11 protein-coding genes are annotated in these 15,885 nt (G+C 62.7%); 7 read left to right on the top strand and 4 right to left on the bottom strand.

What is annotated here, in order from left to right; all coding sequences use genetic code 11:
* Window positions 1–51: 51 nt before the first annotated feature.
* From O3297_RS14775 to coaD, 5 genes are all read left to right on the top strand, one after another.
* Window positions 52–513, top strand: coding sequence for an Hsp20 family protein (locus tag O3297_RS14775; protein ID WP_092606594.1), 462 nt, complete (start codon window positions 52–54; stop codon window positions 511–513).
* Between the two features lie 259 nt (window positions 514–772).
* Complete coding sequence (locus O3297_RS14770) at window positions 773–2,287, top strand: Do family serine endopeptidase (RefSeq protein WP_070281235.1); 1,515 nt, start codon at window positions 773–775, stop codon at window positions 2,285–2,287.
* 29 nt (window positions 2,288–2,316) lie between these two features.
* Entirely contained in the window at window positions 2,317–2,976 is a 660-nt protein-coding gene (locus O3297_RS14765) for a response regulator transcription factor (RefSeq protein ID WP_034783312.1), read from the top strand.
* Window positions 2,977–2,978: 2 nt separating this feature from the next.
* Window positions 2,979–4,313, top strand: coding sequence for an ATP-binding protein (locus O3297_RS14760; protein WP_099379071.1), 1,335 nt, complete (start codon window positions 2,979–2,981; stop codon window positions 4,311–4,313).
* Between the two features lie 94 nt (window positions 4,314–4,407).
* Window positions 4,408–5,562, top strand: a complete 1,155-nt coding sequence (gene coaD / locus O3297_RS14755) for a pantetheine-phosphate adenylyltransferase (protein ID WP_305049032.1) — start codon at window positions 4,408–4,410, stop codon at window positions 5,560–5,562.
* Here the strand turns inward: coaD and O3297_RS14750 are convergent.
* Window positions 5,559–6,158, bottom strand: coding sequence for a 2-hydroxychromene-2-carboxylate isomerase (locus O3297_RS14750; RefSeq protein ID WP_305049031.1), 600 nt, complete (start codon window positions 6,156–6,158; stop codon window positions 5,559–5,561). The genes coaD and O3297_RS14750 overlap by 4 nt on opposite strands.
* Window positions 6,159–6,244: 86 nt before the next feature.
* Entirely contained in the window at window positions 6,245–8,443 is a 2,199-nt protein-coding gene (locus O3297_RS14745; RefSeq protein WP_305049030.1) for an OsmC domain/YcaO domain-containing protein, read from the bottom strand.
* Between the two features lie 130 nt (window positions 8,444–8,573).
* Between O3297_RS14745 and O3297_RS14740 the strand changes: the two genes are divergently transcribed.
* A complete protein-coding gene (locus O3297_RS14740) occupies window positions 8,574–9,200 on the top strand; it encodes a hypothetical protein (RefSeq protein ID WP_305049029.1) in 627 nt (208 codons plus the stop codon).
* Window positions 9,201–9,276: 76 nt separating this feature from the next.
* Here the strand turns inward: O3297_RS14740 and O3297_RS14735 are convergent, their stop codons facing one another.
* Together O3297_RS14735 and O3297_RS14730 are read right to left on the bottom strand one after the other, a co-directional pair.
* A complete protein-coding gene (locus O3297_RS14735; protein WP_305049028.1) occupies window positions 9,277–11,679 on the bottom strand; it encodes a TonB-dependent siderophore receptor in 2,403 nt (800 codons plus the stop codon).
* Window positions 11,680–11,856: 177 nt separating this feature from the next.
* Window positions 11,857–12,642, bottom strand: a complete 786-nt coding sequence (locus tag O3297_RS14730) for a PhzF family phenazine biosynthesis protein (protein WP_305049027.1) — start codon at window positions 12,640–12,642, stop codon at window positions 11,857–11,859.
* Window positions 12,643–12,738: 96 nt separating this feature from the next.
* Between O3297_RS14730 and O3297_RS14725 the strand changes: the two genes are divergently transcribed.
* The gene (locus O3297_RS14725; protein ID WP_305049026.1) at window positions 12,739–15,885 is read left to right on the top strand and encodes an error-prone DNA polymerase; all 3,147 of its coding nucleotides are present in this window, start codon (window positions 12,739–12,741) and stop codon (window positions 15,883–15,885) included.

Raw genomic sequence — 15,885 nt, 5'->3', positions numbered from 1 at the left:
TCATGGTGAGGTCCGCCCCTCTTATCGCTTCATTTGAAAAGGATATTTATCATGCGTACTTTTGACCTTGCTCCCCTGTACCGTTCCGCCATTGGCTTTGACCGCCTGGCACAGCTGCTCAACGAACAGCGCGCCGATGCGCAACCGAGCTATCCGCCGTACAACATCGAACTGGTGTCGGAAGACAAGTACCGCATCGTGATGGCTTTGGCCGGCTTCTCGCGCGAAGAGATCGACATCATCACCGAACGCGATTCCCTGCACGTCACGGGCCGCAAGCAGAAAGATGGCGTCGAGCGCACCTTCTTGCATCGCGGTATCGCTGCCCGCGATTTCGAACAGCGTTTCCAGCTGGCCAACCACGTGAAAGTCACAGGCGCCACGTTTGAAAACGGCATGCTGACCATCGACCTGGTGCGTGAAGTGCCGGAAGCGCTGAAACCGCGCAAGATCGAGATCGGCTCCGGCAGCGGCGCCACCGTCAGCGCGCTGGAACAGCGTCAGGCGGCCTGATCTGATCGTGGCGCCCTCCGGGCGCCCGGGCAGGTTCCTTTCATGCAGTAAAATACTGGCCGGTTGATCCGGCCAGTGTCACGTCCGGAGCCCGTTCGTGCCCTTCATCGCCCGCCATGCGCGGTGCGCGCGGCACGCAAGATTAAACCATGCTTAAAGGCGCAAATGCCTGTTTCCAAATAGAAAAATGTTAAGCACCGCCTAAGACTCGTGGCCCAATATTGCATACATCAAAATCTCATTGAATGAGGAGCAATTCATGGAACAGCAAACGAATACCGCATCCCTGAAAATCAAACGCACCGTAGCCGCGCTGGCCGCGATCGGTGTGCTGGGCGCCGGTGGCGCCATGGTGGTGCATCAGAACAATGCTGGCGCGAATGCCGCCGCTGGCGTACCTGCCGCTCCCGTGGCTGCCGCCGTGGCGCCCGCCGCTGCCGCGCCGCTGGTGGCCTTGCCCGACTTTAGCCAGATCGCCGCGCGCAACAGCCCGGCCGTCGTAAATATCAGCGTCACGGGCAGTACCAAGGTGGCCTATGACCCCTCGGCCCAGGCCGGCAACGACGATTTCGGCAACGACCCCTTCTTCGAGTTCTTCCGCCGCTTCCAGGGTCCGCAAGGCGGGCAGCGCGGTGGCCGCGACGTGCCCACGCATGGCCTCGGTTCCGGCTTCATCGTCAGTCCGGACGGCATCATCATGACGAATGCCCACGTGGTGCGCGATGCGCGCGAAGTGACCGTCAAGCTGAACGACCGCCGCGAATTCCGCGCCAAGGTGCTCGGCACGGATCCGAAGACCGATATCGCCGTGCTGAAGATCGACGCCAACAACCTCCCCATCGTGCCGCTCGGCCATTCCAGCGACTTGAAAGTGGGCGAATGGGTGCTGGCGATCGGTTCTCCTTATGGCTTCGACAGCACGGTGACGGCCGGCGTCGTCAGCGCCAAGGGCCGTTCCTTGCCGGACGACAGCAATGTGCCGTTCATCCAGACGGACGTGGCGGTGAACCCCGGCAACTCGGGCGGCCCGCTGTTCAATACGCGCGGCGAAGTGGTCGGTATCAATTCGCAGATCTACAGCCAGACGGGCGGCTTCCAGGGCCTGTCGTTCGCCATCCCCATCGACCTGGCGGGCCGCATCAAGGACCAGATCGTTGCCACGGGCAAGGCCAGCCATGCCAAGCTGGGCGTGACGGTGCAGGAAGTCAACCAGGGCTTTGCCGACTCGTTCAAGCTGGCCACGCCGGAAGGCGCGCTGGTGGCCAACGTGGAGCGGGGCAGCCCGGCCGACAAGGCGGGCCTGAAATCGGGCGACGTGGTGCGCAAGGTGAATGGCCAGCGCATCATCGGTTCTGCCGACTTGCCGGCGCTGGTGGGCACCTCTTTGCCAGGCGACAAGATCAGCATGGATGTCTGGCGTGACGGCAAGATCGTCAGCCTGACGGCAACCCTGGGCAATGCGGCCGACAAGGTGGCCGAAGTGGCGAAGAGCGACAGCGCCGCCGGCAAGGTAAAGCTGGGCCTGGCCCTGCGTCCGTTACAATCGGATGAAAAACGCGAGGCGGGCATCAGCGCCGGCCTGCTGGTGGAAGACGCGGGCGGCGCCGCCGCGAATGCCGGAGTGCAGCCGGGCGACGTGCTATTGTCGGTGAATGGCCGTCCCGTCAACACGGTCGAGCAGGTGCGCGACGTGGTGGAAAAATCCGCCAAGTCGGTGGCCTTGCTGATACAGCGGGGACCGGACAAGATATTCATTCCCGTGCGTTTGGGCTGAAAACAAGAGTAACTAGAGAGAGGCAAGCCATGCGCTTATTGCTGGTAGAAGACGATACGATGATCGGCGAGGTGGTGCTCGATCTGCTGCGCGCCGAGCATTATGCGGTGGACTGGGTCAAGGATGGCGACATGGCCGATACGGCCCTGCAGACGCAGACCTACGACCTGGTGCTGCTGGACCTGGGCCTGCCCCGCAAGGATGGTCTCGACGTGCTGCGCTCTATGCGTTTGCGCAAGCTCGACACGCCGGTGCTGGTCGCCACGGCGCGCGACGCCATCGAGCAGCGCATCGCCGGCCTCGACGCGGGCGCCGACGATTACGTGCTCAAGCCGTATGACCTCGACGAGTTGCTGGCGCGCATACGCGCCCTGCTGCGGCGCGCCTCGGGGCGGCCGGAACCGATCTTCGAGCACCAGGGCGTGAGTATCAATCCGCTGACGCGCGAAGTGATCGCCGAGGGCCATCCCGTCAACCTGTCGGCGCGCGAATGGGCCGTGCTGGAAGCGCTGATCGCGCGTCCCGGCATCGTGCTGTCGCGCGCGCAGCTGGAAGAAAAGCTGTACAGCTGGAAGGATGAAGTCAACAGCAATGCCGTGGAAGTGTATATCCACGGCTTGCGCAAGAAGCTGGGCAGCGACTTGATCCAGAACGTGCGCGGCCTCGGCTACATGGTGCCCAAGGCATGAGGATGAAGGTCACGGTGACGCACTCGCTGCGCGGCCGCCTGCTGTGGTTTTTGCTGGCGGCCATCATCATGGCGGCCCTGGCGCAGGCGTCGATTGCCTATCGCAGCGCCCTGTACGACGCCGACCAGATTTTTGACTATCACATGCAGCAGATGGCCCTGTCGCTGCGCTCCGGCGCGCCGCTGGCCAACCATGCGCAAGCCTTGCCTGCCGACCCCGTCAACAACGACATGGTGGTGCAGGTATGGACGCCGGACGGCGTGCAGGTGTTCCGCTCTATCACGCGCGCGGAACTGCCGCAGCGCGCCGTGCTGGGCTTTTCGAATGTGAAGGCCAACGGCACGACCTACCGTATCTTCTCCGTGCAAACCAGTTCCCAGACCGTGCAGATCGCCCAGGACATGGCCGTGCGCAAGCGCATGGCCGGCAGCCTGGCGCTGCGCACGGTGGGCCCGATCGCGCTGATGGCGCCGATTCTGATGCTGGTGGTGTGGTGGGTCGTCAGCGGCTCGCTGGCACCCGTTTCGCGCGTGCGCAAGCAGGTGGCGGCGCGCCAGGCGGACGATCTGTCGCCCGTCTCGGAAGCGGGCTTGCCCGACGAAGTACGGCCCCTCGTGCATGAACTGAATTTGCTGTTCGGCCGCGTGAAGACGGCGTTCGACGCGCAGCAGCATTTCGTTGCCGACGCCGCGCATGAATTGCGCACGCCGCTGGCGGCCCTGAAGCTGCAGGTATTGAGCCTGGAGCGGGCCGAATCGGAAGAAAAACGCAGTCTGGCGATTTCCCGCGTGAGCGCCGGCATCGAACGGGCAACGCGCCTGGTCGAGCAGCTGCTGGTGCTGGCGCGCCAGGAAGCCAGTGCCGCCAGCGGCGACCAGCTGCAGGCGGTGGACTTGAACGATGTCGTCAAGCGCGCGCTGGGCGACATGGCCGGCATCGCGCAGGCGCGCAAGATCGACCTGGGATTGCATCATATGGACCCGGCCAAGGTGGCGGGCCAGGCCGATGCGCTCAACATCATGCTGCGCAACCTGGTCGACAACGCCATCAAGTACACGCCGCAGGGCGGCACGGTCGACATCGACCTGCGCGCCAGCCCCGTCGGCGTGACCTTGTCCGTGGAAGACAGCGGCCCCGGCATCCCGCCCGAAGAGCGCGAGCGCGTCTTCAGCCGCTTCTACCGCGTGCCCGGCACGGATGCCAACGGCAGCGGCCTGGGACTGGCCATCATCAAGGCCATCGCCGAGCGCCACGGCGCGCGCCTGGTGCTGGACAAGTCCGAGCGCCTGGGCGGCCTGTGCGTGCGCGTGGAATTCCCGCAAGCCGTGAAAAAATAACGTTTTGATCATGATCTTTGGCATGTTGCATTGACGCGCGCGCCGCTGGCATATATTGTCTGCGCAATAAGCATTCAAGCAAATGGAGCGCAGCATGCAGAAGATCGGCTTTTCAGGAACCCTCGACCCCATCACCAACGGCCACATGTGGGTGATCGGCGAAGCGCGCTCGCTCGCCGACGAGGTGATCGTGTTCCTGTCGCAAAACCCCGCCAAGAAGCCGCAATTTCCCGCCGAAGACCGCAAGCGCATCATCGAGCAGAGCGCGCGCGAGTGCGGCTGGGACAATGTGCAGGTGGTCATCGTCAAGGGCGACTACACGGCGCGCGCGGCGAAAAAGCATGGCTGCGACTACCTGATCCGCGGCATCCGCACGACGGCCGATTTCGACTATGAAAACCTGATTCAGCAAACCAATGTGGACGTGCTGCAGGGCGCCAAGACGATTTTCGTCATGCCGCCGCGCGACCTCGGTTCCGTCAGTTCCAGCTTCGTCAAGGCGCTGGAAGGTCCCGTCGGCTGGAACTGGACCATGAAGAAATTCGTCCCCAGCCCGGCGTACCAGGCGTGGATACTCGACTGCCTGCGCAAGGAGTGGGAAGCGCTGTGGAACTACGCCACCGCCTCGCAAGCGGACATCGCGCTGGCGGACCACTGGTTCGTGTACCTGACTGGGCCGCAGGCGTATGGCGGCGCGGACCGCCACTATCACAACCTCGACCACCTGGTGCACGGCCTGTCCGAGATCCGCGTGTGGGCCGACAATACCTTTGCGCCCAAGCGCGACAGCGCGCTGGTCAAGAAGGCGTTCTGGTTCCACGACGCCGTTTACAGCCACGACGACGATGCCCTGTATTCGAGCGAAGAGGCGAGCGCCCAGCTGTGGCTGGCGAGCGGCCTCGATGCGGGCGACAACCTCGATGTGGCGCAATTGATACGCGTTACCGACCATTTCCAGGGCCCCGGCATCAGCCATCCGCTGAAGGACGCCATGCTCAGCGCCGACCTGGCCATCCTGGGCCAGGATGACGAGGTGTACCAGGCCTACACGCAAGCCATCGGCCGCGAATACGCGCACGTGGACCCCGTGCGCTTCAACGAGCAGCGGGGCCTGGCCCTGCAGCACCTGTGCGGCAAGGCGCAGGCGGGCCAGCTGTTTGGCGATGCGTACTTTGCCGACCAGTACAACGAGCGGGCAATCGAGAACATGCAGAAGGAAATCGCGGCGCTGGCGGGGAGTGGGGTTTAACGGCGGCTGGCTACCGCATGCAGCAGTGCATCCTCGAGCCGATCATTGCCCCAGAATAATTCCCCAGCGCTGACGAAGCTGGGGGCGCCGAACAGGTTCAGCGCTTGTGCCTGCTCGGTCTGGCGGCGCAGCCGCAGCTTGTTGTCCGATGTCACAGCCAGCGCCAGGACGGTGCGCGCATCGAGGCCCAGCCCTTCCAAGGCTTCGCTGACGGCTTCGAGGTTGTCGATGTCGCGGTCTTCGGCAAAATTCATCGCCATCATGCGGCGCGCAAAGGGCGCAATCCAGCCCTGGTCCGCGCCGATCAGCGCCACGCGCATGGGCAGCAGGGCTGTGCGGGGGAAGGAACTCGGTTGCTGCCATGGCAATGCGTACTTTTCGCACTGGCGCGCCATGTCGCGCCACGTGTAGTCGCCCTTGAGTTTTTGCAAAATGAAGGGCGATGTCTCCCAGCCCAGCGTCTTGAAGACGACGCCCAGCAGGAAGGGTTTCCAGATCACATGCACCTTCTTTTCATGCGCCAGCGCGTCGATGCGCATGGCGCTCAGGTAGCTGTAGTTGCTGCCGAAATCGAACCAGAATTCCAGTGTGGCCATGGTCTCTTTTCCATGCGGTCGCGCAGGGTTGACTCCTGCGCCGGGGCGCGAAGGCGCGACTGCCGCGCCGGCCCCCGCTTGAAGTCCTAGCGGGCCGCCGCCTTGGCGCGCGCCGCGTGCAATTTCTTGAAGCTGTCGATCAGGCGCTGGTGCCGGTCGAGGCCTTCCAGTTGCATGCTGGTCGGGGTCAGGCCGAAGAAGCGCACGCTGCCGTCCACCGAGCCCAGCACCGCATCCATGCGGGCGTCGCCAAACATGCGGCGGAAATTGACGACGTAATCGTCCAGCTCCAGCTCGTCATCCAGTTCCACTTCCAGCACCACGTTCAAGGCTTGATAGAACAGTTTGCGCTCGAGCGTGTTGTCGTTGTACTGCAAGAAGGTTTCCACCAGTTCCTTCGCTTCCTCGAACTGCTGCAGGACGAGCTGTATCAGCAGCTTCAATTCCAGGGTCGTCAGCTGGCCCCAGACGGTATTTTCGTCAAACTCGATGCCGATGAGGGTGGCGATGTCGCCGTACTCGTCGAGCTCGCTGTTTTCCAAGCGGTCAAGCAAGTCTTCCAGGCTGGCATTGTCCAGGCCATGCAGGTTCAGGATGTCGGCGCGGAACAGCAGCGCCTTGTTGGTGTTGTCCCAGATCAAATCCTCGACCGGATATACCTCGGAATAACCGGGCACGAGGATGCGGCAGGCCTTGGCGCCCAGCTGGTCATACTCGGCCGTGTACACTTCCTTGCCCATGCCGGCGAGGATGCCGAACAGGGTCGGCGCTTCCTCGGCATTTGAGTTCTCGCCGTGGCCGGAAAAATCCCACTCGACAAAATCGTAATCGGCCTTGGCGCTGAAGAAGCGCCACGAAACGATGCCGCTGGAATCGATGAAGTGCTCGACGAAGTTATTCGGCTCGGTGACGGCTTCGCTGGCAAACGTCGGTTGCGGCAAGTCGTTCAAGCCTTCAAAACTGCGGCCCTGCAGCAATTCCGTCAGGCTGCGCTCGAGCGCCACTTCCAGGCTCGGGTGCGCGCCGAACGAGGCAAACACGCCGCCCGTGCGCGGGTTCATCAGGGTGACGCACATCACCGGGTACACGCCGCCCAGCGACGCATCTTTGACCAGCACGGGGAAACCCTGTTCTTCTAGGCCGACGATGCCGGCAAGGATGCCCGGATACTTCGCCAGCACTTCCTGCGGCACGTCGGGCAGGGCGATTTCGCCTTCGAGGATTTCGCGCTTGACGGCCCGCTCAAAAATTTCCGACAGACATTGCACCTGCGCTTCGACGAGGGTATTGCCGGCGCTCATGCCATTGCTGACGTACAGGTTTTCGATCAGATTGGACGGGAAATACACGACCTCGCCGTCGGACTGCCGCACATACGGCAGCGAGCAGATGCCGCGCTCGGCATTGCCGGAGTTGGTGTCGATCAGGTGCGAGCCGCGCAGCTCGCCATCGGCATCGTAGATGTCGCGGCAGTAGGCATCGAGAATCTCCTTCGGCAGTGCATCCTTGCGGCCCGGCTTGAACCAGCGCTCGTTCGGGTAATGGACAAACTCCGCGTTGGCGATGTCGTTACCCCAGAACGATCCCGCGTAGAAATGGTTGTTGCTGAGGCGCTCGATATACTCGCCCAGGGCCGACGCCAGCGCGCTTTCCTTGGTCGCGCCCTTGCCATTGGTGAAACACATGGGCGAATGCGCATCGCGGATATGCAGCGACCATACATTCGGAATGATGTTGCGCCACGAGGCGATTTCAATCTTGATGCCCAGGCCCGCCAGCAGGCCCGACATATTGGCGATGGTCTGTTCCAGCGGCAAATCCTTGCCGACGATATAGGTATTCGCCCCAGGGGCGGGATTCAGGGCCAGCAAGGCCTGGGCGTCGGCGTCCAGGTTTTCTACCTCTTCAATCACGAATTCGGGACCCGTTTGCACCACTTTTTTCACCGTGCAACGGTCGATCGAGCGCAGGATGCCCTGGCGGTCCTTGGCCGAGATATCGGCCGGCAACTCGACCTGGATCTTGAAAATCTGCTGGTAACGGTTTTCAGGATCGACAATATTGTTTTGCGACAAACGGATATTTTCCGTGGAAATATTGCGCGTATCGCAATACAACTTCACGAAGTAGGCCGCGCAGAGTGCCGATGATGCCAAAAAGTAATCGAACGGGCCTGGCGCCGAGCCATCGCCCTTGTAGCGGATGGGCTGGTCGGCGATGACCGTAAAATCGTCGAACTTGGCTTCGAGACGCAGCTTGTCGAGAAAGTTGACTTTAATTTCCATGAGGTAATCCAATACTGTGCTTATGAGTTAGCCGCTATTATCCGTGCTTTCCGCCGCAGGGCAAAGATTGTTCGCGGCGGCCGGGCTGGCGGGGAGCCGCCGGGGCCAGGCCGAAGGGGCATGTTCCCCTATGAAGCAGGCTGATAGTTCATGGTTTTTCACCTATCGCACTGAAAGTTGTCTCTCTACCATGATTCTTCTTGCTGATATACAAAAAACGCAAGCTTTGATGGACGAGCTCGCATTGCAGTTCGATTTTGACCTTGGCCGTGCTGCGCGGGACAGTTCCTGGATCAAGCTGTTGCCAGAAAAGGCTGTCATGGTACTGGCCGGTGATAGCAGCGGTGGCGTTTTTCTTGCGTACGGCGACGGCGAGATCGAACGATGCCCTATCCTCCATGTCACATCCGAGGGACAGGCTGGCTGTATCGCTGCCAATCTCACTGAACTGATTGCCATGATGCTGGCGCTGCCCTACTGGCGCGACCTGCTCAAATTTTCCGATAGTGGCAAGCTGCAAGAGATGCGACGGACCGCGCGGTTCAGCGAGCAGGACTACCTGGAGGAGTACGCTGAATTTCCTGCTGCCAAGAAACGGATATTGGATACCTTAGCTGTTCCAGTCATTGCTGATCCAGTCAAGTTGCTCCATGACTGCGTACACGCCACCGATTGCAGTGTCGTGGCCCAGGACGGCTGGCGTTACGAGTCGCTCTTTAATCATTTCAAGTCCAGCGACAATCCAGGTTGGACGTGAATGTATGAATGTCGACATAAAAAACAGCGGCTGCCCATGCTGGCGCAGCCGCTGTTTTTTCAGGCGGACACGGTGATCAGAACTTCACCCACAGCCGTCCGAAATACGAGGCGCCGTTCAGGCCGAACTGCACGCTGTCGTATTTGAAGCCGTTATCCGTTTCGTCCGCGTTCTGCGTGGTGGGCTTGACGTTGAAGATGTTGTTGCCGCCAAAGGTCAGCTTGGTGTTCTTGCTGATGCTGTAGGTAAAGCTCAGGTCGGCGGACGTCTTGGCCTTGTAGCGGGCGTTCGGTACGCCTTCGGCCGTGCCGCTGAAGGTGCCCAGGGTTTGCGGGCCAAAGTAGATGATGCGCAGGTCCGATTCCAGCTTGCCCGTGATGTAGTCGAAGCCCAGGGTGGCTTTCGCGCGCGGGCCGCCCTGTTCGATGAACAGGCGTTCGCGCTCGGACAGCAAGACATCCTCGAAGCCCGTCAGCGAGGCGGGCGTCTTGACTTTCGTCACTTCCGTTTTGCTCAAATTCAAGGCTAGGAAGGTGTTCAGGCGGTTGCCGGCCAGCTCGCCCTTGTGCGAGGCCGTCAAGTCGAGTCCGCGCGTGCGCGTGTCGACGGAGTTGACGAAAAATTGCGCTTCCGTCACACCCAGGAGGGCCAGGCGCGCGGCCAGGTCCGGGTAGTTGTCGGCATTGAAGCGGCCCGACAGCACGATGCGGTCCTTGATCTTGATGTTGTACAAGTCGGCCGTCACGGAAATGGCTTGCGTCGGCGTCCAGGTGGTGCCCAGCGTAAAGCTGGTGGATTTTTCCTCTTTCAACTTGGGAATGCCGGCCGCATTGGCGACGGCGCCGCCATTCGGCGCCAGCACCACGTCGGTGGCCACGCCGCTGACGAAGTCGGTAAAGGTGGACGAGAAATACACTTGCTGCAGCGATGGCGCGCGGAAACCCGTGCTGGCCGAGCCGCGCAGCAGCACATTCGGTGCCACTTTGTAACTGGCGGCCAGCTTGCCCGTCACGGTGGAACCGAAGTCGCTGAATTTTTCATAGCGCAAAGCCGCCTGGGTTTTGAGGCGTTCCGTCCAGTCCAGTTCCACGTCGCCATACGCGGCGATACTGTGGCGTTTGGCTTTCGTCACGTCGCTGGGCTGGAAGCCGGGAAAGCCCTGGCTGCGTCCATTGCCGCCCGTGCCCACGCCGTCGGCATCGATGTAGGAACCCGGTTCGCCGGCCATGATCTTGTATTCCTCGCTGCGGTATTCGGCGCCGAAGGCCACGTTCATGCCGCGCATCACCGTATCGTAATAGCGGCTGAAATCGGCATTGCTGGTCAGTTGCTGGAACGAGAAGCCGCCCGCATCAAAACTGCTGGGGCTGACACCCTTGCCGCCGTTCATCAGGTCGAGGTTGGCGATCGATGCGTTCAGCGTGTTGCTGATGTCGTAGCGCATCTTGTTGTAGCCATAGGTCTGCGAAAAGTCAGCATGCCATTCGCCGATCTGGCTGCGGTGGCCGATGGTGGCGTACTGGTCGTCGATCTTGCCATTGATGAAAGGCACGAACCCGTCCGGGTACATGGCGGCCGAATTGCGCGCAGGGATGTCGTCGCTGCCGATGCCGCCCCGGCCGAACGCGGCGCTGGACGCGTCGCGCGTCTGCGCGCCGGCAGTGAAGTACAGCTTGCCCGCGCCGCTGGTGGCGTAGTCGCCATTGATATACAGGGTTTTGTTCTTGGACTTGGTGTCGCCGATGATGCGCATGCTGTCGGAGTCGGCGCGGTTCGAGCGGCCCCGGTCCAGGTATTCGCCCGTGATGGCCAGGGTGCCCTTGTCGCCCAGCGCGATGCCGCAATAGGCGGAGGTCATGTAATTCTTGCCGTCGCCTTCGGAATACTGGCTGTAGCCGGCCACGGCTTCGCAGCCCAGGCTTTTCTTGAGTTCGATGTCGATCACGCCGGCAATGGCGTCCGAGCCGTACTGGGCGGCGGCGCCGTCGCGCAGCACTTGCACGTTCTTGATCGCCAGCAAAGGAATCGCATTCATGTCCGTACCCGTGTTGCCGCGGTTGCGCGCACCGAACAGGTTGACGAGGGCCGTCGTGTGGCGCCGCTTGCCGTTCACCAGCACGAGGGTCTGGTCCGAGCCGAGGCCGCGCAGGGCGGCCGAATCGATCAGGTCGGCCCCGTCGGCGCCCGTCTGGCGCGTGGAGTTGAACGAGGGCGAGATGTATTGCAGCGATTGCGCCAGGTCAAACTGGCCGCCTTGCTCGGCCACCTTGGAAATGGGAATGATATCGACCGGCACCATGGTATCGGTAGCGGAACTGGCGACCCGGCGCGAACCGACCACGCTGACCGTTTGCACGGGACCGTCCGTGGCGGCCGCTTCCGTGCTCTGGGCCATGGCGGCGGGACTGAAGGTGGCCAGGGCGGCGCTGCCGTACAGGCTGATGAGGACTGCTTTACGCAAGGTGGTGAGGGTCGGCACGCAGTATCTCCAAGTGGCTGATGAGCAAGATTCGTGACTTGATTCTAGTGCCATCATTTCAGCATTCACCAGCGATACTTTGTTTTGTTATTACAAATTTGCTGTAACTGTTGTTTCCTGGTTGATTATCTTTTGGCCGCTGCCTGGCTTGCCTTGTGCTGGTGCGGCGCGCCCCATTCAGGTGCTGCGTTGCACCATGCCGCCCACCCAGATGGCCTGCGCGCTGTATTGCACCTCGATCAAACACGGCTGCTGCGTCACGTGGCCCTGGTGCAGACGCAGCGACTGTTGCAGATGCACCGCCAGCGCGCCCGCCGCCACGCCCGTGGCGCTGTCTTCCAGCGCCGGATCGAGGTGGTTGAAGTTGCGCCCCTCATACGCGTGCTCGCCCGTGCGGCAATACGCATAGCAGCCGCTGACCTGATGCAAGGCGCTCCAGTCGGCGATCAGTTCCAGGTTCGGCCGCAGCGCGCGCAGGGTGGTGCGGTCGGCCACCTCCAGCAGCAGCTTCGGACTGCCGACGGAGGCGAGCACGGGCGGCGACAGCAAGTGCATATGCTGGCCCATCAGCTCGGACGGCACATACTTTTCCACCAGGACGGCAGGTGCCGGCTGCGGCGCCAGGCCGATGAACAATCCCTCCGCGCGGCGCACCAGCTGCAAGGCTTGCCCGCGCATGGCGGTGCGTACCGTCAGGGTTGCCGGCGCGCCAGGCGCCGTCAGCAGCACATGCGCGGCCGCCAGGGTGGCATGCAGGCACAGGGGGCTGCGCGTGTGCGGATAAAAATAGTCGAGCACGATGTCTCCGTCCGCCTGCCGGTCGAGGAAGACGCAGGCGCTCACTTGCCGCTCTTGGGCGAATTGCTGGCGCGCCGTTTCGCTGCCGCGGTCGTTTTCCACGACCAGTGCCGCATTGCCGCCACCTGGTGCGGCGCCGAAACATTTCAAGAGATGGACGATCATGGCGGTCGATGTGGAGGTAAAACACCAGCATAAACGATAAGCCCGATTCCAGATAAGTATAATATACTGTGTTTATATACAGTATTGAGGTGGATCATGTGGGGCGCAGTCTTACCCGAGTATGCTGAGTTGTACTGCCTGAGCAATTTCAGCTTCCTGCATGGGGCCTCGCATGCGGAAGAGCTGGTGGCGCGCGCCGTTCAGCTCGGTTACAAGGGGCTGGCCATTACCGACGAGTGCTCTCTGGCGGGTGTCGTGCGTGCCCATGCGGTGGCCAAGCGGACCGGTTTTCCGTTGATTATCGGCGCGCACTTTCACTTGACGCAGTCCGACGGCAGTCCGGCCCTGTCCTTGCTGGCGCTGGTGCAAGACATCGATGGTTACGGCAACTTGTCGGAACTGATCACCATGGCGCGCACGCGGGCGGCCAAGGGGCGCTATTTGCTGACGCCCGATGATTTCGCCGCGCCATCGCTCGAGTTTGCCCATTTGCGGGGGCTGCCCGGCTGTTTGATGATCTTGCTGCCCAGCTATCCGGCCCAGCCCGAGGCGCTGCGCGCGCAGGGGGCATGGATGGCAGCAACCTTTGGCAGCGAGCGCAGCTGGATAGGCCTGAACCTGCTGCAGCGGGCGCAGGATGACGCACACCGCAGCGCCGTGCAGGAGGCGGCGCAAGCGCAGGGCTTGTCCGTGGTGGCCGTCGGCCACGTGTGCATGCACGTGCGTTCGCGCAAGCCCTTGCTCGACACGCTGTGCGCGATCCGCGTGGGCAAGCCCGTGAGCGAGTGCGGCTATGCGCTGGCGCAAAACGCGGAGCAGCATCTGCGCGCGCGCTTGCGCCTGGCCAATGTGTATCCGCCGCAGGCGCTGGCGGAAACCCTGCGCATCGCGGACCTGTGCACATTCTCGCTCGACAGCCTGTGCTATGACTATCCAATCGAGCTGGTGCCGCACGGCCACACGCCGGCGACGTATCTGCGCGAAGAAACGTATGCGGGCGCGCGTATCCGCTTTCCGCTGGGCATTCCGGCGAACGTGCAGGAGCAGGTCGAGCAGGAGCTGGAACTGATCGCGGAGCTGTCGTATGAAGCGTACTTTTTGACCGTGTACGACATCGTGCGCTTTGCCCGCTCGCAAAATATCCTGTGCCAGGGCAGGGGCTCGGCCGCCAATTCGGCCGTCTGCTATTGCTTGCACATCACGGAAGTGGACCCGGCGCGCGGCAACTCGCTGGTCGGGCGTTTCATGTCGCGCGAGCGCAACGAGCCGCCCGATATCGACGTCGATTTCGAGCACCAGCGGCGCGAAGAAGTGATTCAATATATCTATGGCAAATATGGCCGCGAGCGGGCCGCGCTGGCGGCCGTGGTGATCAGCTACCGGCCCAAGAGCGCCTTGCGCGACAGCGGCCGGGCGCTGGGGATCGACCTGGCCATCGTGGAAAAGGTGGCCAAGGCGCATCGCTGGTTCGATGGCAAGCGCGATCTGCTCGAGCGCCTGGCCGAATGCGGACTCGACCCGGAAGCGGCATTGTCGCAGCAGTGGGCTGGCCTGGCGCAGCAGTTGCTGGGCTTTCCCCGTCATTTGTCGCAGCATCCGGGCGGCTTTGTCATTGCTCAGGGCAAGTTGTCGCGCCTGGTGCCGATTGAAAACGCGGCCATGGCCGAACGCAGCGTCATCGAGTGGGACAAGAATGACCTCGAGGAGCTGGGCTTGATGAAGGTCGACGTGCTGGCGCTGGGCATGCTGTCGGCCCTGCGCCGTGCGCTGGAACTGGTGGGGGCGCGGCGCGGCGAGGAATTCCGCCTGCAGGATATTCCCGCGGAAGACCCCGTCACTTACGACATGATGTGCGAGGCGGACACCATCGGCGTGTTCCAGATCGAGTCGCGTGCCCAGATGAGCATGCTGCCGCGCTTGCGTCCCCGTGAATTCTACGACCTCGTCATCGAGGTGGCGCTGGTGCGCCCCGGCCCCATCCAGGGCGGCATGGTGCATCCGTATCTGCAGCGGCGTCAGAAAAAGGAGCCAATCGATTATCCGAAGGGCCTGGAAAAGGCGCTGGGACGCACCCTGGGCATCCCGATCTTCCAGGAGCAGGTAATGCAGGTGGCCATCATCGCGGCCGATTTCACACCCGGCGAAGCGGACCAGTTGCGGCGCGCCATGGCGGCCTGGAAACGCAAGGGCGGCATTAACAATTACCATGACCGCATCGTCGATGCCATGGTGGACAATGGCTATGAGAAAGTATTTGCCGAGGCCATCTTCAGCCAGATCGAGGGCTTTGGCGAATACGGTTTTCCCGAGTCGCACGCTGCCAGTTTCGCGCTGCTGACGTACGCCAGTTCCTGGCTGAAATGCCACGAACCGGCCGCCTTTCTGTGCGCCTTGCTCAACAGCCAGCCCATGGGCTTTTACAGTCCCTCGCAACTGGTGCAGGATGCGCGCCGGCATGGCGTGCAGGTGCTGCCCGTCGACGTGGCGATCAGCGGCTGGGAGGCGGAGCTGGAAGAGCAGGGGGGGCGGGGTGTCGCACCCGCCGTGCGCCTGGGCTTGAACAGCCTGTTCGGCATGCGCGCGGAAGCGGCCCGGCGCATCGAGGATGCGCGCGCCATCGCTGCTTTCGCCGACGTGGCCGACCTGGCCCTCCGTGGCGGCCTGGACCGTCATGATTTGCAGGTGCTCGCCGCCGGCAATGCCCTGCACGCGCTGGCCGGGCACCGGCGCGCGGCGCTGTGGCAGGCGGCCGGCGCCGTGCCCGACAGGGATTTGCTGCGCGCCACCTCACAAGAGGAAGACTTGCCCGTGTTGGCCGCGCCGACGGAAGGCGAGAGCATCGTCAGCGACTACCGCGCGCAAGGCCTGACCCTGGGCCGCCACCCGCTGGCGCTGCTGCGCAAGCAATTGCTGGAGCAGCGTTTCCTGCCCGCGTCCACCTTGATGACTTACACGAGCGGACAGCTGGCGCGCGCCTGCGGCATCGTCACCGTGCGCCAGCGGCCGGGCACGGCCAAGGGCGTCATCTTCATGACCCTGGAAGACGAGACGGGCACGGTGAACGTCATCGTCTGGCCCGACCTGGTGGCAAGCCAGCGGCGCGAAGTGCTGAGTGCGCCGCTGCTGGGCGTGTACGGCGTGTGGCAGCGCGAAGGCATCGTGCGCAACCTGGTGGCCAAGCGCCTGGTCGACATGTCGCATTTGCTGGGACGCTTGCGGACCAGCAGCCGCGATTTCTGTTGA

The sequence above is a fragment of the Janthinobacterium sp. SUN128 genome (assembly GCF_030587275.1).
Classification (GTDB): domain Bacteria; phylum Pseudomonadota; class Gammaproteobacteria; order Burkholderiales; family Burkholderiaceae_D; genus Janthinobacterium; species Janthinobacterium lividum.
The sequence above is the reverse complement of the archived record's forward strand: the minus strand, read 5'-3'. Positions and strand labels throughout refer to the sequence as shown.